Source organism: Arthrobacter sp. UYCu712 (genome assembly GCF_040547005.1).
Lineage (GTDB): Bacteria > Actinomycetota > Actinomycetes > Actinomycetales > Micrococcaceae > Arthrobacter.
The window spans coordinates 1-22630 of sequence record NZ_JBEPOZ010000028.1 but is presented as its reverse complement, the minus strand read 5'-3'; the positions used below and the strand labels follow the sequence as shown (position 1 = coordinate 22630).

Below are 22630 nucleotides of genomic sequence, written 5' to 3'. Positions count from 1 at the left end.
CTGCGCTTTAGTTTCGTGGCCGGCGGCGCCCGCCTCAGGCGGCGAAAAGAGCTTCGCGTACCGCGTGCTCGAAGCCAGTGACGTGGATCCGTGCGAGTTCAGCGGCCCCCGCCTCATCTCCGTCGATAACGGCACGGAGCAGGTCCACATGCTCGTGGACGTGCCGGGACAGGTCCGGCAGGCGATCCAGGACCATGCACCAGATTCGTGTTGCGAGATTGTCGTAGCGGATCAGGACATCCTCGAGGTGGGGATTGCCGGCGGCCGCATAGATGCCTCGGTGCACGCTGGCGTCCAGCCGCAGTGTTTCGACGACGGACGCTGCGCTCGCGTCGAATGACTCAACGGCGCGCATGACATCTCGCAGCTGCTCCCTGGCAGACGCCGTGGCCACGCGCGCAGCCCGGGAAGCGGCAAGGGGTTCAAGCTGCGTGCGGATTTCGGAAATGAACGCAAGGTCAGTAACCTCCACGCGCGTCGCGAAAGTTCCCCTCCGCGGGTAGGACACAACAAGGCGATCGAGCTCCAGCCGCTTCAAGGCTTCGCGCACCGGTGTCCGCCCCACGCCAAGGTCCTTGGCGAGCTGGTCGTCATTAAGGAGATCGCCGGGTTTGATGTCCAGCATCAGCAGCCGGTCCCGAATGCGTTCATAGGCCACATCCGCCAACGACCTCCTTGCGGCATCATCACCAGCACGCACCAAAGCTTCGACAGCCATCCGTGGACCCCTTTCAATTCCAGTGAGAAGGCTATTGACCTCTCCCAATGACCAGTATACGCTGGTGATCAAATCTAATATATCAGTAACAATTCTAAGAATATATCTAAAGGCGGAGACATGACGCTAATGGCGACAGACTCATCTACCAGCACGCTGCCCCAGCCGGAGGTTCTTGGGGAAGAGCCGACGAAGAAGTTCGTTCTCACATTGTCGTGCGTCGAACGCGCAGGCATCGTCCAAGCGGTCACCACGTTCCTCTTTGAGCGTGGCTTCAACATCGAGGAACACCAGCAGTTCGATGACGGCCTCCGCGAGACACTGCATCTGCGCACGGCATTCTCGGGCCCCTCTGCCCACACCCCGGACGGGCTCGAGGAAGAATTCCGTTCGATCGCTGACCGCTTCGACATGAAATTCAGCTTTCATGACGAGACGAAGCAGCGCCTCCTCGTAATGGTGTCCAAGTTCGGCCACTGCCTGAACGACTTGCTGTTTCGGTGGCGGGGCGGAAGCCTCGGCGGCGACATCGCCCTTGTGGTTTCCAACCATGAAACCCACCGCGCCATGGCCGAGGCCGCCGGCGTCCCCTTCATCTACCTCCCGGTGACCCCCGAGACCAAGGCAGATGCCGAGCGGCGCCTGCTGGAATTGGTGGACGAGCATAACATCGACCTCGTCGTACTCGCCCGGTACATGCAGGTACTGTCCGACGACCTTTGCCGCTCTTTGGCAGGCCGCGCTATCAACATCCACCATTCCTTCCTCCCGGGATTCAAGGGTGCGCGACCTTACCACCAGGCCTACGATCGTGGCGTCAAGCTGGTGGGCGCCACGGCCCACTACGTCACCGCGGAACTGGATGAGGGGCCAATCATCGAACAGGAAGTCATCAGGGTCGACCACAGCTACGGACCGACCGCCCTTTCAACGGTTGGCCAGGACGCGGAGGCACTGGCACTGTCCCGCGCCGTGCGTTGGCACTGCCAACACCGTGTGCTGCTGGATCGGACCAGCACCGTCGTGTTCCGTTAAGTAGAAGCCACCAAACCCGCAGAGACAACACACGAATATCAGCAGGAGAAACCACATGGCATCGACGCCAAGCATTGTCATTATCGGAGCCGGAATCGTCGGCACGAACCTGGCCGATGAACTGGTCACCCGGGGTTGGAACAACATCACCGTCCTGGACCAAGGGCCGCTGAACATGCCCGGGGGCTCCACGTCCCACGCCCCGGGCCTTGTCTTCCAGACGAACCCCTCAAAATCCATGGCGCTCTTCGCCAAGTACACGGTGGAAAAGCTATTGTCCTTGACCGAGGACGGCGTCAACTGCTTCAACCAGGTCGGCGGCCTCGAGGTCGCCACCACCGAGACCCGTCTCGCTGACCTGAAGCGGAAGCTCGGATACGCAGCATCGTATGGAATTAGCGGCAAGATGCTCTCGCGTGAAGAGTGCAAGGAGCTCTACCCGCTCCTGAACGAGGAAGACATCCTGGGTGGACTCCATGTCCCCAGCGACGGCCTGGCCAACGCCGCCCGCGCCGTTCAGCTGCTGATCAAACGTACGGAAGCCGCGGGCGTCAAGTACCGGGGCAACACCACGGTCACGGGTATCGAACAGTCCGGCCGGCGCGTCACGGGCGTCCAGACCTCCGACGGTGTTATCCCCGCGGACATCGTGGTTTCCTGCGCAGGCTTCTGGGGGGCCAAGATCGGCGAAATGATCGGCATGTCCGTCCCTCTTCTGCCCCTGGCCCACCAGTACGTCACGACCACTCCGGTGCCGGCGTTGAAGGGCAAGAACGCTCTGCCCAACGGGGCCTCCTTGCCCATTCTGCGGCACCAGGACCAGGACCTTTACTACCGCGAGCACGGCGAACGCTACGGCATCGGTTCCTACGCCCACCGCCCCATGCCCGTGGACCTTGACGAACTCGGCACCTTTGAGCCCGCCACGATCACCGAACACAACATGCCCTCCCGGCTTGACTTCACCTTGGAGGACTTCCTCCCGGCATGGGAAGCCACCAAGCGAATGCTGCCCGCGCTGCGGGAAAGCGACATAGAGGATGGCTTCAACGGCATCTTCTCCTTCACCCCCGACGGCGGATCCCTGGTGGGCGAGTCCAGGGAGTTGGACGGCTTCTTCGTCGCCGAAGCCGTGTGGGTGACCCACTCTGCCGGTATCGCCCGCGCCGTTGCCGAACTGCTGACCACCGGCAGGTCGGAGATCGATCTGGGTGATTGCGATATTCATCGCTTTGAAGAGGTCCAGCTGACCCCGGAATACGTCAGCGAAACGTCACAGCAGAATTTCGTGGAAATCTACGACGTCCTCCACCCACTCCAGTCCAAGCTCTCCCCCCGCAACCTCCGCGTGAGTCCGTTCCACGCCCGCCACAAGCAGTTGGGCGGGTTCTTCCTGGAGGGCGCCGGATGGGAACGCCCCTACTGGTTCGAAGCTAACGCGGAGCTGCTGAAGGAAATGCCGGACAGCTGGCTGCCGCCAGCCCGCGACGCCTGGTCGGGGATGTTCAGCTCGCCGATTGCCGCCGCTGAAGCTTGGAAGACCCGCACGGCGGTGGCCATGTACGACATGACTCCGCTCAAGCGCCTCGAGGTCTCCGGCCCGGGAGCACTGAAGCTGCTGCAGGAACTCACCACCGCGGACATGGCAAAGAAGCCCGGCGCAGTCACCTACACCCTCCTGCTGGACCACGCCGGCGGCATCCGAAGCGACATCACCGTGGCCCGGCTGAGCGAAGACACCTTCCAGCTTGGAGCCAACGGAAACATCGACACTGCCTACTTTGAGAGGGCAGCCCGCCATCAGACTGAAAGCGGGAGCGCCAGCGACTGGGTACAGGTGCGCGACACGACGGGCGGCACGTGCTGCATTGGCCTCTGGGGTCCCCTCGCCCGGGACCTGATCAGCACTGTCAGCAGCGACGATTTCAGCAACGACGGTCTCCGTTACTTCCGCGCCAAGGAGGTAGTCATCGGCGGCGTCAACGTCACGGCCATGCGCCTGTCCTACGTCGGCGAGCTGGGCTGGGAGCTCTACACAAGCGCAGACAATGGGCAGCGCCTCTGGGATGCGCTGTGGAAGGCCGGCCAGCCTCACGGTGTCATCGCGGCAGGCCGTGCAGCGTTCGGCGCGCTGCGGCTTGAAAAGGGTTACCGCTCCTGGGGCACAGACATGACCACCGAGCACGATCCCCTGGAAGCCGGACTGGGATTCGCCGTGAAGATGGCCAAGGAATCCTTCGTCGGAAAGAAAGCGTTGGAAGGCCGTACCGAGGAAAACTCCGCACGGCACCTGCGCTGCCTGACGGTCGACGACGGCCGGAGCATCGTCCTGGGCAAGGAACCGGTCTTTTACAAGGACCAGGCGGTCGGCTACGTCACCAGCGCCGCCTACGGCTACACCGTCGCCAAACCGATCGCCTACGCGTACCTCCCAGCCGCTGTCTCCGTGGGCGACTCCGTTGAGATCGAGTACTTCGGCCGGCGCATCCAGGCCACGGTCACCGCAGATCCGCTGTACGACCCCACGATGACCAGGCTCCGCGGCTAACACCCCGCCGGACCATTCAAGGCAGCGGCCCGGACCCATCCCCTCGAACCAGAGTCCGGGCCGCAGCCTTCCATGGCTCTCATACTCAGGAAGACACATGATCAGTTCAGAAACAATCAATGGCTACCTTGCCAGCCTTGCCTCACGCGAGCCCACCCCCGGCGGCGGCGCCGTCGCAGCCATCCACGCCGCCCAGGGGGCGGCACTCGTCGCCATGGTTGGCAGGTACACCACCGGCCCGAAATACGACCAGCACGCCGAACTCGTTCACAGGATCATCAGCACCGCGGACGGACTGGTGGCCGAGGCGCTGGGACTGGCTGACGCTGACCAACATGCGTTCCAGGGCGTCATCGATTCGTACAAACTTCCGACCGGGACGGAAGGCCTCAAGGCCGCACGAACGGAATCCATCCAGGGCGCCCTCATCCTGGCCGCGCAAACCCCCGCACAACTCATCAAGCTAGCCGGCGCCGTCGTGGATCTTGCCACGGAACTTTTCGAGGTCGCGAACGCGAATGTGATCAGCGACATCGCTGCTGCCGCAGACGCAGCCCGCGCAGCCGCCACCACCGCCCGGGTCAACATCGACATTAACGTGGTGGCCATCAAAGACGCCGCGGCCCGTTCACGGCTGGCTGGCCAGACCGACGGCATTGAGGAAAAGGTCATCTTGGCAGCGGACTCCCTCGTGGGGCGCGTGCGCGGAAGGATCCTCGGTTGAGCACCGCACTCCTCTCCGGCAAAACACTGGCAAAGACCATCCAGCAGAGAGCCCATGATGAGGCGCAGGACCTTGCAACGGACGGGCTCCGGCCCACGCTCGCGGTCGTTGTAGCCACCGACGACGGCTCCACGCATTGGTATGTCCGGTCCATCGAACGGGCCGCGGAGAAGGCCGGCATCAGTTGCCGGGTCGTGGACCTTGGCCAGGGCGCCAGCGGACGGGCCCTGGCCGCCGTCCTGACGGACCTCAGCGCCGATCTTTCAGTGAATGGCATCATCCTCCAGACGCCGCTGCCTCCCGGCGTCCAGACGGATGAGCTGGTCGGGCACATTGCCCCGGAGAAGGACATAGATGGCGCGAACCCGTTAAGCCTGGGACGGCTGGCTGTCGGCCAGCCCGCGTTCGCACCTGCCACTGCCCGCGCCGTAATCGAGATCCTTGACTACTTTGACATCCCACTGGCTGGCCGGAACGTCGTCGTCATTGGCCGTTCCGCCGTCGTCGGAAAGCCGCTGTCCCTGCTGCTGCTGGAACGCGACGCTGCGGTTACTATCTGCCACTCCAGGTCAGGTCCGCTGGAGCACTACACCAAGACCGCTGACGTCGTGGTCGTCGCAGCCGGGCGCACCGGTCTGCTGATCGGCGACCACGTTTCTTCAGCGGCCACCGTGATCGACGTCGGCACCAACGTCCTTCCCGACGGATCCCTCGTGGGGGATGTCGACGCAGCCAGCGTGCGCGGCGTCGCCGCGGCGCTGACCCCTGTCCCCGGCGGCGTGGGCTCCGTCACCACATCACTGCTTCTCCTGCACACAACCGAGGCCGCGCGGAAACAGTCGCGTGATCTAGCTCTGGAAGCTGCCGGGTAATCCACGGTAGACGCACTTGCCAGCCTCTGGAACCCGTTGTCGTTGCCGTCGAAGGCGCGGATACCCCCTGAAGGGCGGGACTTTGTCTCCGCGCTCGAGTCCTGGACCCTTCGCACCCTGAAGCGCCGCTGCCTCCGCGGCCGGTTGCCGTCTACAGCACAGCCCTGATGAGCTTCTCGAAATCGGTGACGTGCTGGGCGGTCAACCGCGCAGCAGCTTCGGAGTCCCCAGCCGCGATGCATTCGAGAAGCTCAATATGCTGGGCAATATGCTCGGACACCGGCGGGAGCTTTTCCAGCACCAGGCTCCAAATCCGTGTTGCCAGATTGTCGTAACGAATTAAGACATCCTGGAGGTGCCGGCTTCCTGTGGCGCGATAGATCGTCCGGTGTACCCGCATGTCCAGGCGCATGAGGTCCTGCTGCGACTGCATCCCTGGCAGCAGCTGCTCTACTTCCCGCGCAAAGTCCCTAAGCTCCTGCCGAAGCTGCGGCGACGCCATCCGCGCAGCCCGCGCGGCTGCGGCAGGCTCCAGAAGGTGGCGAATCTCGGAGATTTCAGCCAGATCTTTAATGTCCACGCCCGCGGCGAACGTTCCGCGCCGCGGATAGGCCACCACCAAATGGTCGCTCTCAAGCCGCTTCATAGCTTCGCGGATTGGCGTCCGGCCCACACCGAGACGCCTGGAGATTACCTCATCGTTGAGAGGCTCCCCCGGCTTGATGTCCAGAACGATCAATTCATCGCACAAGATCCTATAGGCGAAGTCGGCAAAGGATTCGTCATCCTGCCTCTGCGGCACCGAGGAACGCCCCGCCTCCACTGGTAATCCGCCAGCGTTTGCCATTTCCAAGACTCCTCCCGATGCGCGTCCGAGCCTTGACGCCCCGGCTCTCAGTACATAGTATTCCAACAACTGATATATCAATACGTAAGAATAAGAATGTCAAGGGCTACAGTGCCTTCGAAATGATAAGCCCCGGACTGCACGGGCTTTGCAACCCGTACGCCACGAATGGAGAGCAATGGGCAATGAAGCTGTTGCAAGGGTGCGGCTGGAAGTTGTTCCTTCAGCCGATCTGCTCACGGCGCTCCCCCTGGTATTTGATCCTCCGGGCCCCGTAAGTGTGACGTGCCTTCCGCACCACGGTCCTGAACGCACCGTAGAAACTTCCACGCGCCTGGCGCGCCTGGGGTACCACGCGGTTCCCCATTTGGCCGCCCGCAGCATCACCAGCGAGGCCCAACTGCATTCCCTGCTGCTGGAGTTGCAAGGGGCGGGAGTCTCCGAGCTGTTTCTCGTTGCCGGTGACCGCCGCGCCCCCGCGGGTCCCTACTGCTGGAGCGGACAGCTCCTGGAGGCTGTCAAAGCGTATTCGGCTGACTTTTCAGTAGGCATTGCCGGCTACCCCGAAGGCCACCCCCACCTGGCCCAGGACAAACTCGTGAGCAGCCTCGAGATCAAGGCGCCGGTGGCGTCATCGCTGGTCACCCAGATGTGCTTTTCTGCCGAGGCGATCAGCAACTACCTTCGGACGATCCGCAAGAACGGCGTCGAGCTCCCTGTGTGGGTTGGGGTGCCCGGTCCGGTCTCAGTCAAAAAGCTGGTGTCCATGGGAGCACGCCTCGGTGTTGGCCGTTCGCTCAAGCTGGCCCGCAGTTCAGGCATGGCAGGCGCCCTCTGGCAGCGAGGGGACGTGATGAACTACGACAGTGGCCGACTGATTCGCGAAGTTCACCAGGAGCTGGCGGGTGATCCCCTCTTTGCCGGTTTCCACGTCTACACCTTCAACGACCTAGGCCGCTTGCCCGGCCTCCTAAACAGCCTGCCGATGCTGCATGAGGCCCCCACAAAGCCACCAAGCAAGCCCGGCCCGCTGTTTCCTGCCCGGATCTGAAGGGAAGATCACATGGCTTCAAAAGCCCCGTTACATAACATCGACGAGTCAAGGCTGACCGTCACCAAACCCAAGACCAAGGCCGTCGGAATCCCCGCGGTGGTGAACTCGCTGAAAATCTCCCTCGAGCAGATGGGTCCGCTGCGCAGTGTCCAAACGCTGCTGGCAGTCAACCAGGTCGACGGGTTCGACTGCATGGGCTGCGCGTGGCCCGAGCACGAAAAGCGCAACGCCGCCGAGTTCTGCGAAAACGGCGCGAAGGCAGTGGCCGAGGAGGGCACCCGCCGCCGCGTCACCCCAGAGTTCTTCGCCAGACACTCCATCGAGGACCTGAAAACGCGGGACGACTACTGGCTGGGTCAGCAGGGCCGGCTGACGCATCCGATGTTTTTGGCCGCGGGCGCAACGCACTACACACCCATCGAATGGGACGCAGCCTATGAGCTGATCGCCCAGGAGATGAAAGAAATGGACCATCCCGGCCAGGCAGTTTTTTACACTTCCGGGCGGACTTCGAATGAAGCCGCTTTCCTTTACCAGCTCCTCGTGCGCGGACTGGGCACGAATAATCTCCCCGATTGCTCCAACATGTGCCACGAGTCCACGGGTTCAGCCCTCGTTGAAACCATCGGCATCGGCAAGGGCTCGGTCAGCCTCGCCGATCTGGAGACAGCCGCGCTGATCTTCGTTGCCGGGCAGAATCCAGGTACTAACCACCCGCGCATGCTTAGCGCCCTGGAAAAAGCGAAGAAGAACGGCGCCGTCATCATCTCCGTCAACCCACTTCCCGAGGCCGGGCTCCTCCGGTTCGAGAATCCACAGACGATCTCCGGAACGCTCGTGGGCACGCAACTGACCGACGACTTCCTGCAGATCCGGGCCGGCGGGGATCAGGCCCTCTTCCAGGGGCTTGGCAAATACCTCCTCGAGGCGGAGGCGCAGGGGAGGAAGACGCCGGGACTGGCTGCTGTCCTGGACCACGAATTCATCAATAACCACACCGTGGGCATCAACGAGTATCTGCGGCACCTCGAAAAGGTCCAGTGGCGTGAAATAGTCGAAGCCACGGGCCTGAGTCTGGAGCAGATCAAGTCCACGGGCGAACGCCTGCTGGCCTCCAATGCCACCATCGTCTGCTGGGCCATGGGCCTAACCCAGCACAAACACTCAGTTCCCACGCTCCGGGACGTCGTCAACGTGCTGCTTCTCCAAGGCAACATCGGTAAGCCCGGAGCTGGAGTATGCCCCGTCCGCGGCCACTCGAACGTCCAGGGCGACCGCACCATGGGCATCTTCGAAAAGATGCCAGCGGCGTTCCACGACAGGCTGGACCAGGAGTTCAAGTTCGTTTCCCCTCGCAAGCACGGCTACGACACCGTTGCGGCGATTCGTGCCATGCGGGACGGCAAAGTCCGCGTCTTCGTTGGAATGGGTGGAAACTTCGTCCGGGCGGCCCCGGATTCCGAGGTCACGGAGCGGGCTTTGGCCAACACAGGCCTGACGGTACAGATCTCCACGAAGCTGAACCATTCCCACGTGTCCACGGGCCGGCGCGCGCTGATCCTCCCGACGCTGGGTCGGACCGAAAAGGACGCGCAGCGCACCGGGGACCAGAGGGTGACGGTGGAAGACTCGATGAGCGCCGTCCATGCGTCCCGCGGACGCATTAGGCCGGCCAGCGAGCACCTCCACTCAGAGGTGGCCATAGTGTGCAACCTCGCCCATAAGCTCTTCACCGGCAGTGACAATTTCCCACTGCCGAACACGCCTAAAGCTGCCTGGCTCTCGATGAAAGACGACTACTCCCTGGTCCGGAGGCACATCGAGGCGGTCATCGACGGCTTCGAAAATTTCGAGGAGCGGATCCGGCACCCTGGCGGCTTTGTCCTCCCCCACCCTCCGCGGGACGCCAGACAGTTCGACACCGCGTCGGGCAAGGCCCACTTCACCGGCAATGAGCTGGAATTCATCAAAGTACCCGAGGGGCGGCTGGTCCTTCAGACCCTGCGCTCACATGACCAGTACAACACCACCATCTATGGCAAGGATGACCGATACCGCGGTATCCACGGTGGGCGCCGGGTGGTTCTTGTCAACGAGGCTGACATCGCTGAGCTGGGCTTTAGAGACGGTGACATGGTTCATTTGATTTCCGAGTTCCGCGGGACAGAGCGGCGGGCGGACAACTTCCGCATCATTTCGTATTCGACACCGAAGGGCTGTGCGGCAGCGTACTACCCGGAGACCAACGTGCTCGTGCCGCTCGATTCGGTAGCTGACACCAGCGGTACACCGACATCCAAGTCCGTCATCGTGCGGCTGGAACGGGCCGAAGCGTGAGCGCCGACATGAGGACGGCAACAGCGTCCAAGGGTGTGGACGGGCCGCGGGTTGAGCAGGCCGTCCGTGAATATCTGCTTGCGATCGGAGAGGACCCGGACAGGCCAGGGCTCGTGGACACGCCCGCGCGGGTGGCCCGGGCGGCTGCGGAGATATTTGGCGGGCTTCATGAGGACCCGCTGGCCGTGCTGGATAAGACCTTTGACCTTGGGCACGGAGAAATGGTCATCGTCAAGGACATCCCTTTCTACTCCACCTGCGAGCACCACCTGGTGCCGTTCCACGGCGTAGCCCACGTTGGCTACATCCCATCGGCTGAGGGTCTCGTTACGGGACTGAGCAAGCTGGCCCGGCTCGTCGATGTCTTTGCACGCAGGCCCCAGGTCCAGGAACGGCTGACAACCCAGGTCGTTGATGCGCTGGTCAGCTCGCTGCGGCCCCTGGGGGCCATTGTGGTAGTTGAGTGCGAGCACCTCTGCATGTCGATGCGCGGTGTCCGCAAGCCCGGGGCCAAGACCATCACTTCAGCCGTCCGCGGGGAGCTCCGTCTGCCCGCGGCCCGGGCTGAGGCGCTCAGCCTGATCCACGGCCGCTAAGAAATCTCTGGACACACACCCAGTCTTACCATACGATGGAACTGATATATCTTTACTGATAATTAATACATATCAGTATAATTTGGGAGAGAGTCATGCCTGACATCACCCATGCCGCACCCCCGGCCAACCTGCCGGTACGCACCCACGAAGTGCAAATCGTCGACGGCAACATCATGGTCATCGAATCGGACGAGGCCCCCAACCTTCCGCCCGGACTGACCCCCGAGGGCCATGTTTAACCGCAGGCCCATGCCTCACCGAGCTAAGGACCCGCTCATGGCTTTTAATAGTGACCTAAAGTCCCATACACCCGAAGAGTTGCCTGCCGACAACGGGTTGGCAGGGGCTCCGCGTAACGAAGAACCTGAAAATGCGGGGAGTAACACAGTAGCTATAAGTGTCTCGGGCGAAGTCGACACAAACCCCGCTGTCCTCGATCCGGAGGAAGGAGGCGCAGCCACCTTGCCGGACGTCGAAGAGTACGAGCAAATCCTCGAAGAGCTGCGCCATGCCAAGACCGAGCAAGCAGTTGCGGATCGCCGGAATCACAAGCTCACCCTCGACAAGATCACGTTCGGGATCACAGGCGTCATCGCCATTGCCTTTGTTATCTGGGGCTTCGTGGGACGCGACAGCCTGTCCGACACTTCCACGGGTGCCCTCAATTGGGTCATGGAGTACACCGGATGGCTTTTCATGCTCATGGCATCGCTCTTCGTGATCTTCGTCCTGTGGCTGGCCCTGGGCAAGTTCGGCAACATCCCGCTGGGCAAGGACGGCGAAAAGCCCGAATTCCGTACTGTCTCCTGGGTCGCGATGATGTTCGCCGCCGGCATGGGCATCGGGCTGATGTTCTACGGCGTGGCCGAACCGCTCTACCACTACGTCTCTCCCCCGCCCGGCACTGTGAACGGACGGACCCCCGAAGCCATCCAGACGGCCATGGCCACCTCGATCTTCCATTGGACTCTTCACCCCTGGGCCATGTATGCAGTTGTCGGCATCGCAATGGCCTACGGGACCTACCGCTTGGGTCGGAGGCAACTGATCTCTGTCGCCTTCACGTCGCTCTTCGGCGTCAGGACGGTCGAAGGGCCAATCGGGAAGTTCATCAATATCCTGGCCATTTTCGCCACCTTGTTTGGTACCGCTGCATCGTTGGGCCTGGGCGCCCTGCAGATTGGCAGCGGTATGACCTCCAACGGTTGGTTCGGCGAAATCGGCACCCCCGTGCTCGTAGCGATCGTTGCCGTCCTGACCTTATGCTTCGTCGCTTCGGCCGTCTCTGGGATCAGCCGCGGCATCCAGTGGCTCTCCAACATCAACATGGTCCTGGCCGTCGTCCTTGCACTGATCGTTTTCGTCGCCGGCCCCACCCTTTTCATCCTTAACTTGATCCCCTCCGCGGTCGGCGACTACGCCCGCGACCTGGCCGAGATGTCGTCCCGGACTGAAGCGGTTGGTGATGAGTCACTGCGTAGCTGGATGAGCAGCTGGACTATCTTCTACTGGGCCTGGTGGATCTCGTGGACCCCGTTCGTAGGGCTCTTCATCGCCCGCATCAGCCGTGGCCGCACCATCCGCCAGTTCGTCACCGGTGTGCTGCTGGTGCCCAGCGTCGTCAGTGTGATCTGGTTTGCCGTCTTCGGAGGCGCCGCCTTCCAGGTCCAGCAGGAAGCCGACAAGGCCAACACCCCCGGCCTGGTCACCATGGTCAACGGGACACCGTCCGTCAACTTCGACGGAGCACTCTTCGACCTGATCAAGAACCTGAGCATGCCTGACTGGGCTACCACTGGCGTTATCGTGCTGGCCATGGTTCTGGTCGCTATCTTCTTTATCACTGGCGCCGACGCTGCCTCAATCGTGATGGGATCGCTCAGCTCCAATGGCGCCGAGCACCCCCGCCGCGGAGTGGTCATCTTCTGGGGCTGCCTCACCGGCGCCGTGGCGGCGGTCATGTTGCTGGCCGGCGGCGATGAACCTTCAGAAGCCTTGGCTGGCCTGCAAAGAATCACCATCGTGGCAGCGCTGCCGTTCGTCATCGTCATGATGTTGCTCTGCTTCGCCCTCACCAAGGACCTGCGTCGCGATCCCCTCTCCTTGCGGCGTCGCCTGGCCACATCCGTAGTGGAGCGGGCCATACGGACCGGCGTGGAACAACACGGCGGCGTTCAGTTCGACCTCGTAACAAAGCACGACTGCGCCGAAAAGTGCCCCGACTCGGACTGTCTGGGAGGGACTCCCACGGGGACCATCCCGACCGTCGAGTCCCAGCACCCCGAGCCGGACCGTAAATAGCAGAGCACCTTAAGTAGCAACCCCGCCCCGGCGGCACGCGGCTGGTTCCAGCCCGTGCCGCCGGGGCACACGCATAGCAATAACAATCCACCCCGGGGCCCGGACTGCAGGATCGCATGATAGTCAGTCCCTTGGAGCCGTAATGACGGAACTGGTCCGGCAGGGACGCGCAACGGACCACGTCCGCAAAGCCAGCTTCTACACGCGGCTCAGCCATGTTATTTCAGAGATCGTCTTCGGGTCGGGCGGTGAGGATCCGATTGGCGCTGACCTGCAGGATGCCGAGCGACTCCTGGATCAGGGGCGATGCGATGCTGCCCCTGCGCACCGCTGCGACAATGCGGCGCGCGGGCTTCCCCTTGCCAGTAATGCGCAGTCGAACCACGTTTTCGGCACTACGCAGGGGCGCCAGTCGCGGCAGCAGGCCCACGCCCAGCCCCGCACCAACGAAGGCGATCTGGGTTTCCCATTCAACGGCCTCATGGGCAATCCGCGGTGTCACCCCGACTGCCGTGAACGCCGCGGTGAATAGGGAATGGTAGGTGGAGCCGGCGGCCTCGGTGATCCAGGGTTCCGACGCCAGCTCTTCGAGCGTCACCGTTTCCCGCGATGCCAACGGATGGTCGGAGGGAATGATCACGTCCAGGGGATCGTCGAGCAGAACGGTCTGCTCGAAGCGCGGATCGTCCTCAGCATAGGTGTCGGACTGCATGGCGACGATGACCGCGAGGTCGATTCGCTCGGCAACCAACAAGTCGAAGCAGCGAGCCGGGTTGGCCTCGAGTACCTGCACCTCCAGCAGGGGGCGTGTTGAGCGCAGGGTGGCGGCCAGCGGCGCGAGCAACTGGGCGGCTGCCGTGGAGAATCCGCCGAGGCCAAAACGGGACTGCACCTGGTCGCCGGCCTCCATGGCCGCGGCGCGCAGGCTCTCCCATTCCGCAATGACGGTGTCGGAGCCCGCCACGAGAAAGCGGCCCGTGGCGGTCAGCCGCACACCCCGGCCGTCCTTCGTCAGCAGCTGCATTCCCAGCACGCGCTGCAGCTCCCGCAATTGCGCGGAGACGGCGGAGGGAGAATAGCCCATGAGCTCCGCGGTTGCGCCAACGGTGCCGCACCGGGCAAACACCCGAAGTGTTATGAGCCGTGGATCGATCATGCACTTATTGTGCACTGTTATCTCCTAAATGTTGCGCTTTTGTTGCAGATCGATCGTCCCTAATCTCATGACTAGAAGGTTTTCGACCACGCCGGTTGCCCCCACCAACCCGTGGTCCCCACGAATCGCACACTTACCCAGCCCTCCCGGGAGGAAACACATGTCTGCTCCAGTGACCGCGCCCCTCAATTCACGCGGAAAACTCGCTTCATCGGTGCCTGCCGAGCAGCTGGCGGAAATCACCGAGTTGTTCGATTTCCGGCGGGTGGGATTTTCCCTCGATGCCCCCTTCTACACCGATCCGACGATTTTCAACATCGACATGCAGGCCATTTTTGGCCAGCACTGGATCTTTGCCGCCAGCATCGCCGAGCTCCCGGAGCCGGGCGACTACGTCACCGTCGACTACGGGCCCTACTCCCTGATCGTGCTGCGCAACGACGACGGCGGCGTGAACGTCCTGCACAACGTGTGCCGCCACCGCGGCGCCCGGGTCCTGACCGAAGCCGCGGGGACAACGGGGAACCTGGTATGCGGCTATCACTCCTGGACCTACTCCCCCAACGGCGATTTGATCCATGCCTCGGCACCGGGGGAAACGAAGTTCGACAAGGGCTGCTTCGGTCTCAAGCGTGCCCACAGCCGCGTGTTCGCGGGACTCATCTTCGTCTGCATTGCGGACGAACCGCCGACGGATTTCGACGAAACCGGAAAGATCTTCGAGCCTTACCTTGCGCCCCACGATCTGTCGAAGACGAAAATCGCCTACCAGCAGAACATCATCGAGGAGGGCAACTGGAAGCTCGTCATGGAGAACAACCGTGAGTGCTACCACTGCGACGGCCACCCGGAACTCGCCTGTTCCCTCTTTCCCACCTGGGGCCTGACGGAGGGCCTGATCCCGCCCCATCTCGAGGAGGTATGGGACCGCAACAAGGAAGCACAGTCCTCGCTCGAGGACCGTTGCCGCCGCTATGGCCTTCCCTATGAGGTCATCGAGGAGCTCGACACCCGCGTAGCGGGAATCCGCATCTCACGAGACTCGCTGGACGGTGACGGCGAATCGTTCTCGCCCGATGGGCACAGGCTCTCCAAGAAGCTGCTCGGCGACTTGCGGGACTTCCGCCTTGGCCGCTGCTCGATGCACCTGCAGCCCAACAGCTGGTTCCATTTCCTCGGGGACCACGTCATCACGTTCGCCGTCTTCCCCGTGAACGAACACCAGACACTGGTACGCACCACCTGGCTGGTGGCTGACGACGCCGAGGAAGGCGTCGACTACGACCTGGAGAAACTCACCCACACTTGGAAGCAGACCAATCTGCAGGACAAGGCGTTCGTGGAGCTGTGCCAGAAGGGCGCCAGCAGCCCCGCCTACGAGCCCGGCCCGTACATGAAGAGCGAATACCAGGTCGAGGCGTTCATCAACTGGTATGTGCAGCGCGTGCAGGAGCACTTGGCATGATTGAACTCCGCACCGTCACGGCAATTCAGGAACCACAGCGCATTCGCGGTCTTGAGATGCCGTGGAACAGGGTGATGGGCAGCACCGAGGGACCCGCCGGTGCCGCCCGCGCGTTGGGTCCCTGGCATCCGCAGGAGTTCATGGCCGAATGTGTCGAGACCGTTCCCGAGGTGGGCGGCATGATGACCTTCGTGTTCCGCCGCTCCGACGGTGCGCCCCTGGCGTTCCGTCCGGGCCAGTACGTGAACGTCGCCTTTCCCGTGAACGGCGAGGACCAGGACGCGGTGGACCGCAGCTACTCGCTGTCCAGCTCCCCCACCAAGCCGTGGACCTTCGACATCACCGTCAAATGCGACCCCACGGGACTGGTCTCACCATGGGTGCACGAGAACGTCAAACCCGGCACCGTCCTCGAGATGCTCGGACCGGTCGGGGCATTCCACCTGCCCGACGCCGACCGGCGGGCACGGTACCTCTTGCTGGCCGCCGGCGCAGGCATCACCCCCATCATGTCGATGTTGCGGACCATCCACTCCCTGCCCGGACAGGCCGATGTCGTGGTGCTGTACCACGGAGCGGAAGCCGGAGGCTTTGCCTTCCACCAGGAGTTGGCCTACATCGCCTCCGTGGACTCGCGCGTCAAGGTCTTCTACTCCCTGGGCGACCGCAGCAAACCCGAGGGGTGGGAAGGTCTCACCGGAAGGCTGACGGCGGCCATGCTCGACGAGGTGGCCCCCGATGCCAACGGCCGCCAGGTCTATGCCTGCGGCCCCGAGGGTTACCTGAACACCGCCACCGAGCTCCTCGAGAAGGTCGGCGTCGACGGCACCTCCATCCACATGGAATTCTTCTCGGGAGACCGCCAGACGATCCTTGAATACCAGGCGGAGCTCGCGCTGGCAGTGGACATTGCGGAGGAAATCGCCGAGGAAATCGCCGATTCCGCCGAGGACTACTACGAAAGCCAGCCCACCGCGTTCGGGCTCTACGAACCCGGCTACGACGCCGAGGGGACCCTGAGGGCCACGGGGCTGCCGCTGGAAACCGGCGACCCGGACGCGCCCTGTCCCGAAGCCCCCGACGCCAGTCCGGACGGGGGGCCGGAGGCCGGGTCACCCGATGCCTCGAGCTTCGACACGGTCGGAACGGGACCCCTCACCCTGTCCTTCATGCGCACCGGCATCAAAGTGCGCATCGACCCCGCCGAACACATCCTCGGGGTGGCCCAGCGTGCAGGCGTCAGGATCGGCGCGAACTGCAAGGAAGGCATGTGCGGCTCCTGCAAGGTCGTCAAGCTTTCCGGGGAGGTCGAGATGAACCATCAGGGCGGGATCCGGGCACGGGAAATCGATGCAGGCAAGTTCCTGCCCTGCTGCTCCACCGCGCGGACCGATCTGGTGATCGATGCCTAGCCGCTTCCAGCTGCTCCAGGCCGGACAGCATCAGGGATTGTTTTCACGGCGAGAATAGCGCACCACCGGCTCGAGGGGCAGGCGCGTTCAGGATGCCGGCCCCCGTCCATCGCCAGGCGGCGGCCGGTCAAGGCACCTTAGGGTGACGGCCTGTACTGTGTCCGGCGGCGGGCATATCCTGCAGGAAGACCCGACCCTGACCAGCAATACCGAGGTACCCCATGGAAATGCCCAAAGCGTCCGACGCCGACAAGGACCACTTCCGCTCGGTGCTCCCCGACCATCCCGAGGTGGTCATCAAGCCGATGTTCGGGAACCTCGGCGCCTTCGTGAACGGCAACATGTTCGCCGGCCTGTTCGGCCCCACCATCGGCGTGAAGCTGTCCGAGGCGGACAAGGAACTGCTCGAAAGCACGGAGCGGACAGTTCCATTCGGGCCCGCCGAGCGCCCCATGGGCGGGTACACCGGGTTGCCGGAAATCTGGAACGCCGAGGGCGACGGCGACAAAGCGCGGGCGCGGGCTTGGGTGGAGAGGGCGTTCGAGCATGTGGCCGGACTCCCGCCCAAGGCTCCCAAGGTTCCGAAGGCGAAGGCCGCGAAGAAGTAGCCATGCCCTCCCCCGCGTAGGCCCGGTCCACGAGGTCGACACCCTGGTGATCGGCGCGGGGCAGGCCGGCCTGGCCACCAGCTACTGGCTGAGCCGGCACGGCGTCGAACATCAACTGCTGGAGCGGCGGCCGGAACTTGGCGGCGCCTGGCAGGACCGGTGGGACTCGTTTTACCTGAACACCCCGAACTGCTCGTTCCTGCTGCCGGAACTGACCTACGACGGCCCCGAGCCGGACGCCTTCCTCCCCGGGACGAGGTGATCGGGCTCTTCCGGAACTACGCCGCGAGGATAAATGCGCCGGTCCTGCTCGGCACGGAGGTGACCCGGGTCAACGCGGCAAACGGCGGCTTCGCATGGATACTAACCACGGCGGCTGGCGGGCACGGAACGTGGTCCTCGCGAACGGCGCCTTTCAGCTCCCGCGCGTCCTGCCGGCTGCCGCCGCGCTGCCAGGGCACATCCGGCAGCTGCACAGCCACGACTACCGCAACCCGCAGCAGCTTCCGGAGGGCGCCGTGCTGGTGGTGGGCACCGGGCAGTCCGGCGGTCAGATCACCGAGGACCTGCTCGACGCCGACAGGGAGGTCCACCTCTCCGTCTCGGCCTGCCCCGAGGCCCCGCGGCGGTACCGAGGCCAGGACGTTTTCCACTGGATCCTGCAGGTCAACCTCCACGGCCCCGAGCACGGCATCAACGGCCTCCAGGCGGAACAGCTCCCCTCCCCCGCCGCGCGCTTTATGTGCAACCCGCTGATCTCCGGCAACGGCGGCGGCCACGGCATCCACCTGCGGGACCTCGGCCGCCGGGGCGTCCGGCTGCACGGCCGGTTTGAGGGAACGGACGACGGCGTACTCGGCTTCAGCGACGACCTCCCCGCACGCCTCGCCCTGGTGGAGGCGGGGTTCGGTGCGCGGCTGGGGCGGATGGCCGACGCCTACATTCACGCCGCAGGCATCGAGGCACCTCCCGCGGAACCTACGGCGGCAGATGACTGGCTGCCCACGCAATCCGGAGCCCACCTTGACCTCGGCGCCGACGGCGTCACCTCCATCATTTGGTGCACCGGGTACGGCCTGGACTTTGGCTTCCTCGACATCCCGGTGCTCGACCAGTGGAACTATCCGCGCCACAGTCGTGGTGTCACCGACGTTCCGGGTCTCTACGCCGTGGGCAACCCCTGGCTCACCAAACACCTGTCGGCCACGCTGTCAGTGGTGGGCGACGATGCCGAGTTCGTGGCGGCGCACATCGCAACGCGGTGAGCGGGCTGCATCCTGGCCAGCTACCGGCAGCGGCACGCGCAATACGAGGCCGACGCCGACGTGCCGGCCGCGTACACGGTCGCACCATCGCTATGGATCCGTTGCCCACACCCATCGGGGTAGTGACGGCCATCGCCGTCTGCTCCTCCGTGGTTGACGTGCCCAATGTGCACCAGCGGCGCCCTGCTGATGGCGAGCGCGCAGCCTAAGGACGAGCGGAGTTCTTCCGGGCGCTGCTGCCTTCAACCGGATTCAGGCCTTTGGGCGGAAAGGCCCCGGCCAGTCCTTGAGCCGGATCCGTTTGAGGTCCTGGACGGTGCCCAGCGTGCCCCACTCGTCCAGGCCCAGCCGGGACAGCGGCTCCAGCAGGTCAATCCGAGGGTGGCTGCCGTCCAGAACCGAGTCACTCACGGCAGCGTGCGTCACTTCGCCGAAAACCAGGATGGAATCACCCATCGGCAGGACCGAGCGAAGACGGCATTCGAGCACCGCCAGCGTTTCCTTAACCCGGGGCGCTCCCACGGTGAGGCTCGGCTCCCGGGTGAGGCCGGCGGCGTCAAACTCACTGACATCGGGCGGAAAATTGGTGCCGGTAGCGTTGACCTCCTCCAGGAGCGCGGCCGGGGCGAGGTTCACCACAAATTCTCTGGACTCGGTGATGTTGCGGAGCGAATCCTTCTCCCCCACCGAGGTGAACTGCACGATGGGAGGATTCGTGGACGCCACGGTGAAGAACGAGTGCGGGGCCAGGTTGTCGACGCCCTCCGGCGAGACACTCGAAACCCAAGCGATGGGCCGTGGCACCACCACGGCGGTGAGCAGCCGGTAGAAATCACCGGTGGACGTGGTTGCGGGATCGAAATCAGTGCGCATACTGCCAGACTAACGGTCAGGGAAATATGGCGGAGGAAACAGGATATGACGATCCAGCCATACCGTTCACCGTCAACCGGGTGCGGGGTGCGCGCCGTCCTCTTCGACACCTTCGGCACGGTGGTGGACTGGCGCACCGGCGTCGCCCGGCAGGCGGCCGCCTTCGCCGCGACGCATGGGCAGGATCTCGACGCCGAGGCGTTCGCCGATGACTGGCGCGCCCTCTACCAGCCGGCAATGGAGGCCATCCGCTCCGGATCCCGCGAATTCGCCACCCTGGACACACTCCACCGCGAAAACCTGGACCAGGTGCTCCGCCACCACGGTTTCTATCCGGACCGGCTGGACGCAAGAACCCTGGAAGAGTTGAACAGATCTTGGCACCGTCTGCCCCCGTGGCCGGACAGCTTGGGGGGCCTGGCCGCCGTCCGCCGTGGCTACATCGTGGGCCCCCTCTCCAATGGCAACACCTCGCTGTTATTGGACATGGCCAGAAACGCCGGCCTTCCGTGGGACGTGATCATCGGCTCGGACATGACGCGCACCTACAAGCCGTTGCCCACGGCCTACCTTCGGACTGCGGAGTTCCTGGACCTCAGGCCCGGTGCAGTGATGCTCGTGGCCGCCCACAACAACGACTTGCGTGCTGCCCGGGAGGCTGGACTGGCGACGGCGTTCGTCGCCCGCCCCACCGAGTACGGCCCGGGCCAGGTTGCGGATCTGTCGCCGGAGAGCGATTGGGACCTCTCGGCATCGAGCATCACCGAACTGGCTCACGAGGTCGGGGCCTGAGCTGCATGCCGCATATGGCTTCGTGATCTGGACCGTGGGCCGCGATGCCGAGTACATTGCGCAACACATCGCCGGGAACATCACCGCCCGGTGAAGGCGGCATACCAGAGAGGCGGCTACCCCGCGCCAGGCCCGTCGAAGTTCACGGGCGCGGCGAGGCCGGCCGAGCTGAACCATTCCCTGGCCCATGCCTGGACCGCGGGTGTCGCGAGGTGCTCGGCGACAAGCTGCGGCGACCCGTCGAACACGGACTTCCCCTCCTCCAGGAGGTCCCCGGTGCCGCTGCCGGCGAGGAGCCCGAAGAGGGCAGGCTGGTCGACGAAGGGAAGCTTCCGGCCGTCGCCATCGGTCAGCGCGCCCCAGCGCGAGGTAAACAGCGAAAACTCCTCCGGACGTTCCCCGTGGTCCGCCACGAGCGGGCAGGCTTCGCCGTCGAGCCGGATCCGCCGGTAGTTTGGCTCCGTTTCGTCGAGGGCCATCAGTTGGACATCGTCCAGCCACGAAAGCCAGACCGCCGTGCACTCTCCCATCAGCGGATACGGGGCGGCGGCGATGTAGCCGGCCTTGCTCACGTGGGCGGAGTGGCCAACGGCGATGTTGTGGAGGTGCCCCCGGACCAGCGGCAGGACCGCGCTGACAGGCTGGTGGTAGTTGGCGAATTTCCGCCGCATCACGTCGGCGCTCGAATTCGAGCCGATGGAGACCACCAAGGAACGGGCCTCCAGCGGAGCCGCGCCGGCTTGCGCGAGAGCTTCATCCAGTCCGGCTGAAAGCTCAAGGGACCGGAAGTCATCGCCGTCCATGACACCCGAGGCCACAGGCGGATCCCACGGATACAGCAGCGGATCGAGATGCCCGGCGCCGTCGGCCTGGCTCAGTCCCATGGAGCCAGCCGGGTGAAGCCGTTGGCATCGTGCTGGAGACTGATCAAGGTGGCCCGCTTTCGTGGTCGGGACTTCCAGTGTCCCGCACTTTGAGGGAACCGGACCTTCCCCGCCGATTCGGCCGCGAGGCCCTTCATGCGAGTCGAGGCCGGACAGGCGGGGCTGGTCACCAGCTACTGGCTCACCGGGCACCGGGTGGAGCGCCGGGTGCTTGAGCGACGGGATGCTCTGGGTGGGCGCGGCAGGACCGGTGGGACTCGTTCTACCTAAACACGACCGACTTCTCATTCACGTTGTCCGGGCTGACGTACGACGGTCCCGGGCCGAATGCCTTCCGTCCCCGCGACGCCGTTATTGACCTGTTCCGGGACTACGCCCAGCGGATCGCCGCACCAGTGCAGCTGAGCACGGAGCCCACTCGGATCGCCAGAGCGGGCGGCCACTTCAGCGTCGAAACCGCCAGCTCCCATATGTGCCGTCGGTTGTTACGCGGCGAGACCGTAGGATTTTCTGGTGGATGAAATCATCAAGACCCTCACGCAATTGGCACCTCTGGTCAGCGCAATCTTGGTCCCGCTGGTCGGTGGAGTGATTATTCCCCTTTTGACAAGCCGGCAGGGCCCGCAGGACCCTGCCGCTGTGCGGTCGATGAAGCTCCACGCAAAGCTGCACGAGTCCCTCCCGCCTGAAGCTCAAAAGCCCATCCAATCCCTGCTTGAGTTCGAGTCTGCTAAGTACGCCAGAGCATTGATGAAGAAGGGGGCGCGAAAGCTCAATGGTGGTAGCGTCGCCGCCCTCGTTTTTGTCGGATTGGTCGTTGGCGGCTTGGCATACGGATTAACCCTGCTAGGTCTGGTGTGGTGGCCCGGCTTCATCATTCTGGGCATTGAAGCCGTTATGGGCATCGCCCTTATGGTCATCGGGGCGGGGCAGCTGTACGACTATGAGGACGTGCCGGACCCTTTGGCCCCAACCGTCGCAGGTGGATCTTCAGGCGATCCCCGCAAGGACGACGCCATGGCCTCAACTTCCCGCGGGCAGAGCTCGGGACTGCCCCGGGTTTGCTTGACTCCTGACTTGTGAGGATTCGTTCCTTGCAGCAAGGATGTTCACATGCCCAAGCCTTTCCCCGCCGAGTTC

The 22630-nt window shown here is 63.8% G+C and carries 21 protein-coding genes; 16 read left to right on the top strand and 5 right to left on the bottom strand.

Annotated features, from left to right (window positions below):
• Positions 1-34: 34 nt before the first annotated feature.
• Positions 35-718, bottom strand: a complete 684-nt coding sequence (locus ABIB51_RS20050) for a GntR family transcriptional regulator (protein WP_354191114.1) — start codon at positions 716-718, stop codon at positions 35-37.
• 120 nt (positions 719-838) lie between these two features.
• On the opposite strand from ABIB51_RS20050, the gene purU reads away from it, so the two are divergent.
• From purU to ABIB51_RS20030, 4 genes are all read left to right on the top strand, one after another.
• A complete protein-coding gene (purU, locus tag ABIB51_RS20045) occupies positions 839-1753 on the top strand; it encodes a formyltetrahydrofolate deformylase (protein WP_354191113.1) in 915 nt (304 codons plus the stop codon).
• Positions 1754-1808: 55 nt separating this feature from the next.
• Positions 1809-4301, top strand: a complete 2493-nt coding sequence (locus ABIB51_RS20040; RefSeq protein ID WP_354191112.1) for a GcvT family protein — start codon at positions 1809-1811, stop codon at positions 4299-4301.
• Positions 4302-4398: 97 nt separating this feature from the next.
• The gene (locus tag ABIB51_RS20035; RefSeq protein WP_354191111.1) at positions 4399-5025 is read left to right on the top strand and encodes a cyclodeaminase/cyclohydrolase family protein; all 627 of its coding nucleotides are present in this window, start codon (positions 4399-4401) and stop codon (positions 5023-5025) included.
• Positions 5022-5897, top strand: a complete 876-nt coding sequence (locus ABIB51_RS20030; protein ID WP_354191110.1) for a bifunctional 5,10-methylenetetrahydrofolate dehydrogenase/5,10-methenyltetrahydrofolate cyclohydrolase — start codon at positions 5022-5024, stop codon at positions 5895-5897. The genes ABIB51_RS20035 and ABIB51_RS20030 overlap by 4 nt, the downstream gene beginning before the upstream one ends.
• Positions 5898-6048: 151 nt before the next feature.
• Here the strand turns inward: ABIB51_RS20030 and ABIB51_RS20025 are convergent, their stop codons facing one another.
• Positions 6049-6744, bottom strand: coding sequence for a GntR family transcriptional regulator (locus tag ABIB51_RS20025; RefSeq protein ID WP_354191109.1), 696 nt, complete (start codon positions 6742-6744; stop codon positions 6049-6051).
• A 178-nt stretch (positions 6745-6922) separates the two neighbouring features.
• On the opposite strand from ABIB51_RS20025, the gene ABIB51_RS20020 reads away from it, so the two are divergent.
• The 5 genes from ABIB51_RS20020 to ABIB51_RS20000 all read left to right on the top strand — a co-directional run bounded on the left by ABIB51_RS20020 (position 6923) and on the right by ABIB51_RS20000 (position 13035).
• On the top strand, positions 6923-7795 hold the full coding sequence (locus ABIB51_RS20020; RefSeq protein ID WP_354191108.1) for a methylenetetrahydrofolate reductase: 873 nt from the start codon (positions 6923-6925) through the stop codon (positions 7793-7795).
• A gap of 12 nt (positions 7796-7807) precedes the next feature.
• Positions 7808-10135, top strand: coding sequence for an FdhF/YdeP family oxidoreductase (locus ABIB51_RS20015; RefSeq protein WP_354191107.1), 2328 nt, complete (start codon positions 7808-7810; stop codon positions 10133-10135).
• An 8-nt stretch (positions 10136-10143) separates the two neighbouring features.
• Entirely contained in the window at positions 10144-10731 is a 588-nt protein-coding gene (gene folE / locus ABIB51_RS20010) for a GTP cyclohydrolase I FolE (protein ID WP_354191106.1), read from the top strand.
• Positions 10732-10826: 95 nt separating this feature from the next.
• A complete protein-coding gene (locus ABIB51_RS20005) occupies positions 10827-10973 on the top strand; it encodes a Rieske (2Fe-2S) protein (RefSeq protein ID WP_354191105.1) in 147 nt (48 codons plus the stop codon).
• A 10-nt stretch (positions 10974-10983) separates the two neighbouring features.
• Positions 10984-13035: a BCCT family transporter gene (locus tag ABIB51_RS20000; protein ID WP_354191104.1), complete on the top strand. Its 2052-nt coding sequence runs from the start codon at positions 10984-10986 to the stop codon at positions 13033-13035.
• A gap of 223 nt (positions 13036-13258) precedes the next feature.
• On the opposite strand, the gene ABIB51_RS19995 is transcribed toward ABIB51_RS20000, so the two are convergent.
• Positions 13259-14191 carry a LysR family transcriptional regulator gene (locus ABIB51_RS19995; protein ID WP_354191103.1) on the bottom strand — a complete coding sequence of 311 codons (933 nt, stop codon included), beginning with the start codon at positions 14189-14191 and terminating at the stop codon, positions 13259-13261.
• A 160-nt stretch (positions 14192-14351) separates the two neighbouring features.
• On the opposite strand from ABIB51_RS19995, the gene ABIB51_RS19990 reads away from it, so the two are divergent.
• From ABIB51_RS19990 to ABIB51_RS19970, 5 genes are all read left to right on the top strand, one after another.
• Positions 14352-15656, top strand: coding sequence for an aromatic ring-hydroxylating oxygenase subunit alpha (locus ABIB51_RS19990; protein WP_354191102.1), 1305 nt, complete (start codon positions 14352-14354; stop codon positions 15654-15656).
• A complete protein-coding gene (locus ABIB51_RS19985) occupies positions 15653-17068 on the top strand; it encodes a ferredoxin reductase (protein ID WP_354191101.1) in 1416 nt (471 codons plus the stop codon). The genes ABIB51_RS19990 and ABIB51_RS19985 overlap by 4 nt, the downstream gene beginning before the upstream one ends.
• Before the next feature lie 221 nt (positions 17069-17289).
• The gene (locus ABIB51_RS19980) at positions 17290-17676 is read left to right on the top strand and encodes a TfoX/Sxy family protein (protein ID WP_354191100.1); all 387 of its coding nucleotides are present in this window, start codon (positions 17290-17292) and stop codon (positions 17674-17676) included.
• A 46-nt stretch (positions 17677-17722) separates the two neighbouring features.
• Positions 17723-17938 carry an NAD(P)-binding protein gene (locus ABIB51_RS19975; RefSeq protein WP_354191099.1) on the top strand — a complete coding sequence of 72 codons (216 nt, stop codon included), beginning with the start codon at positions 17723-17725 and terminating at the stop codon, positions 17936-17938.
• Positions 17939-18032: 94 nt separating this feature from the next.
• The gene (locus ABIB51_RS19970) at positions 18033-18941 is read left to right on the top strand and encodes an NAD(P)-binding domain-containing protein (protein WP_354191098.1); all 909 of its coding nucleotides are present in this window, start codon (positions 18033-18035) and stop codon (positions 18939-18941) included.
• Between the two features lie 252 nt (positions 18942-19193).
• Here the strand turns inward: ABIB51_RS19970 and ABIB51_RS19965 are convergent, their stop codons facing one another.
• A complete protein-coding gene (locus ABIB51_RS19965; RefSeq protein ID WP_354191096.1) occupies positions 19194-19814 on the bottom strand; it encodes a flavin reductase family protein in 621 nt (206 codons plus the stop codon).
• Positions 19815-19859: 45 nt separating this feature from the next.
• Between ABIB51_RS19965 and ABIB51_RS19960 the strand changes: the two genes are divergently transcribed.
• Complete coding sequence (locus tag ABIB51_RS19960) at positions 19860-20606, top strand: haloacid dehalogenase type II (protein ID WP_354191095.1); 747 nt, start codon at positions 19860-19862, stop codon at positions 20604-20606.
• A gap of 116 nt (positions 20607-20722) precedes the next feature.
• Here ABIB51_RS19960 and ABIB51_RS19955 read toward each other — a convergent pair whose 3' ends face one another.
• A complete protein-coding gene (locus ABIB51_RS19955) occupies positions 20723-21490 on the bottom strand; it encodes a hypothetical protein (protein WP_354191094.1) in 768 nt (255 codons plus the stop codon).
• Between the two features lie 513 nt (positions 21491-22003).
• Here ABIB51_RS19955 and ABIB51_RS19950 point away from each other — a divergent pair.
• Positions 22004-22573, top strand: coding sequence for a hypothetical protein (locus ABIB51_RS19950; protein WP_354191093.1), 570 nt, complete (start codon positions 22004-22006; stop codon positions 22571-22573).
• Positions 22574-22630 lie beyond the last annotated feature (57 nt).

Bases quoted from the DNA above. Each gene is read 5' to 3' on its own strand.
- ABIB51_RS20050 (WP_354191114.1), bottom strand. From the start codon at position 718: ATGGCTGTCGAAGCTTTGGTGCGTGCTGGTGATGATGCCGCAAGGAGG.
- purU (WP_354191113.1), top strand. From the start codon at position 839: ATGACGCTAATGGCGACAGACTCATCTACCAGCACGCTGCCCCAGCCG.
- ABIB51_RS20040 (WP_354191112.1), top strand. From the start codon at position 1,809: ATGGCATCGACGCCAAGCATTGTCATTATCGGAGCCGGAATCGTCGGC.
- ABIB51_RS20035 (WP_354191111.1), top strand. From the start codon at position 4,399: ATGATCAGTTCAGAAACAATCAATGGCTACCTTGCCAGCCTTGCCTCA.
- ABIB51_RS20025 (WP_354191109.1), bottom strand. From the start codon at position 6,744: ATGGCAAACGCTGGCGGATTACCAGTGGAGGCGGGGCGTTCCTCGGTG.
- ABIB51_RS20020 (WP_354191108.1), top strand. From the start codon at position 6,923: ATGGGCAATGAAGCTGTTGCAAGGGTGCGGCTGGAAGTTGTTCCTTCA.
- ABIB51_RS20015 (WP_354191107.1), top strand. From the start codon at position 7,808: ATGGCTTCAAAAGCCCCGTTACATAACATCGACGAGTCAAGGCTGACC.
- folE (WP_354191106.1), top strand. From the start codon at position 10,144: ATGAGGACGGCAACAGCGTCCAAGGGTGTGGACGGGCCGCGGGTTGAG.
- ABIB51_RS20005 (WP_354191105.1), top strand. From the start codon at position 10,827: ATGCCTGACATCACCCATGCCGCACCCCCGGCCAACCTGCCGGTACGC.
- ABIB51_RS20000 (WP_354191104.1), top strand. From the start codon at position 10,984: ATGCCTCACCGAGCTAAGGACCCGCTCATGGCTTTTAATAGTGACCTA.
- ABIB51_RS19995 (WP_354191103.1), bottom strand. From the start codon at position 14,191: ATGATCGATCCACGGCTCATAACACTTCGGGTGTTTGCCCGGTGCGGC.
- ABIB51_RS19990 (WP_354191102.1), top strand. From the start codon at position 14,352: ATGTCTGCTCCAGTGACCGCGCCCCTCAATTCACGCGGAAAACTCGCT.
- ABIB51_RS19985 (WP_354191101.1), top strand. From the start codon at position 15,653: ATGATTGAACTCCGCACCGTCACGGCAATTCAGGAACCACAGCGCATT.
- ABIB51_RS19980 (WP_354191100.1), top strand. From the start codon at position 17,290: ATGGAAATGCCCAAAGCGTCCGACGCCGACAAGGACCACTTCCGCTCG.
- ABIB51_RS19970 (WP_354191098.1), top strand. From the start codon at position 18,033: ATGGATACTAACCACGGCGGCTGGCGGGCACGGAACGTGGTCCTCGCG.
- ABIB51_RS19965 (WP_354191096.1), bottom strand. From the start codon at position 19,814: ATGCGCACTGATTTCGATCCCGCAACCACGTCCACCGGTGATTTCTAC.
- ABIB51_RS19960 (WP_354191095.1), top strand. From the start codon at position 19,860: ATGACGATCCAGCCATACCGTTCACCGTCAACCGGGTGCGGGGTGCGC.
- ABIB51_RS19955 (WP_354191094.1), bottom strand. From the start codon at position 21,490: ATGGGACTGAGCCAGGCCGACGGCGCCGGGCATCTCGATCCGCTGCTG.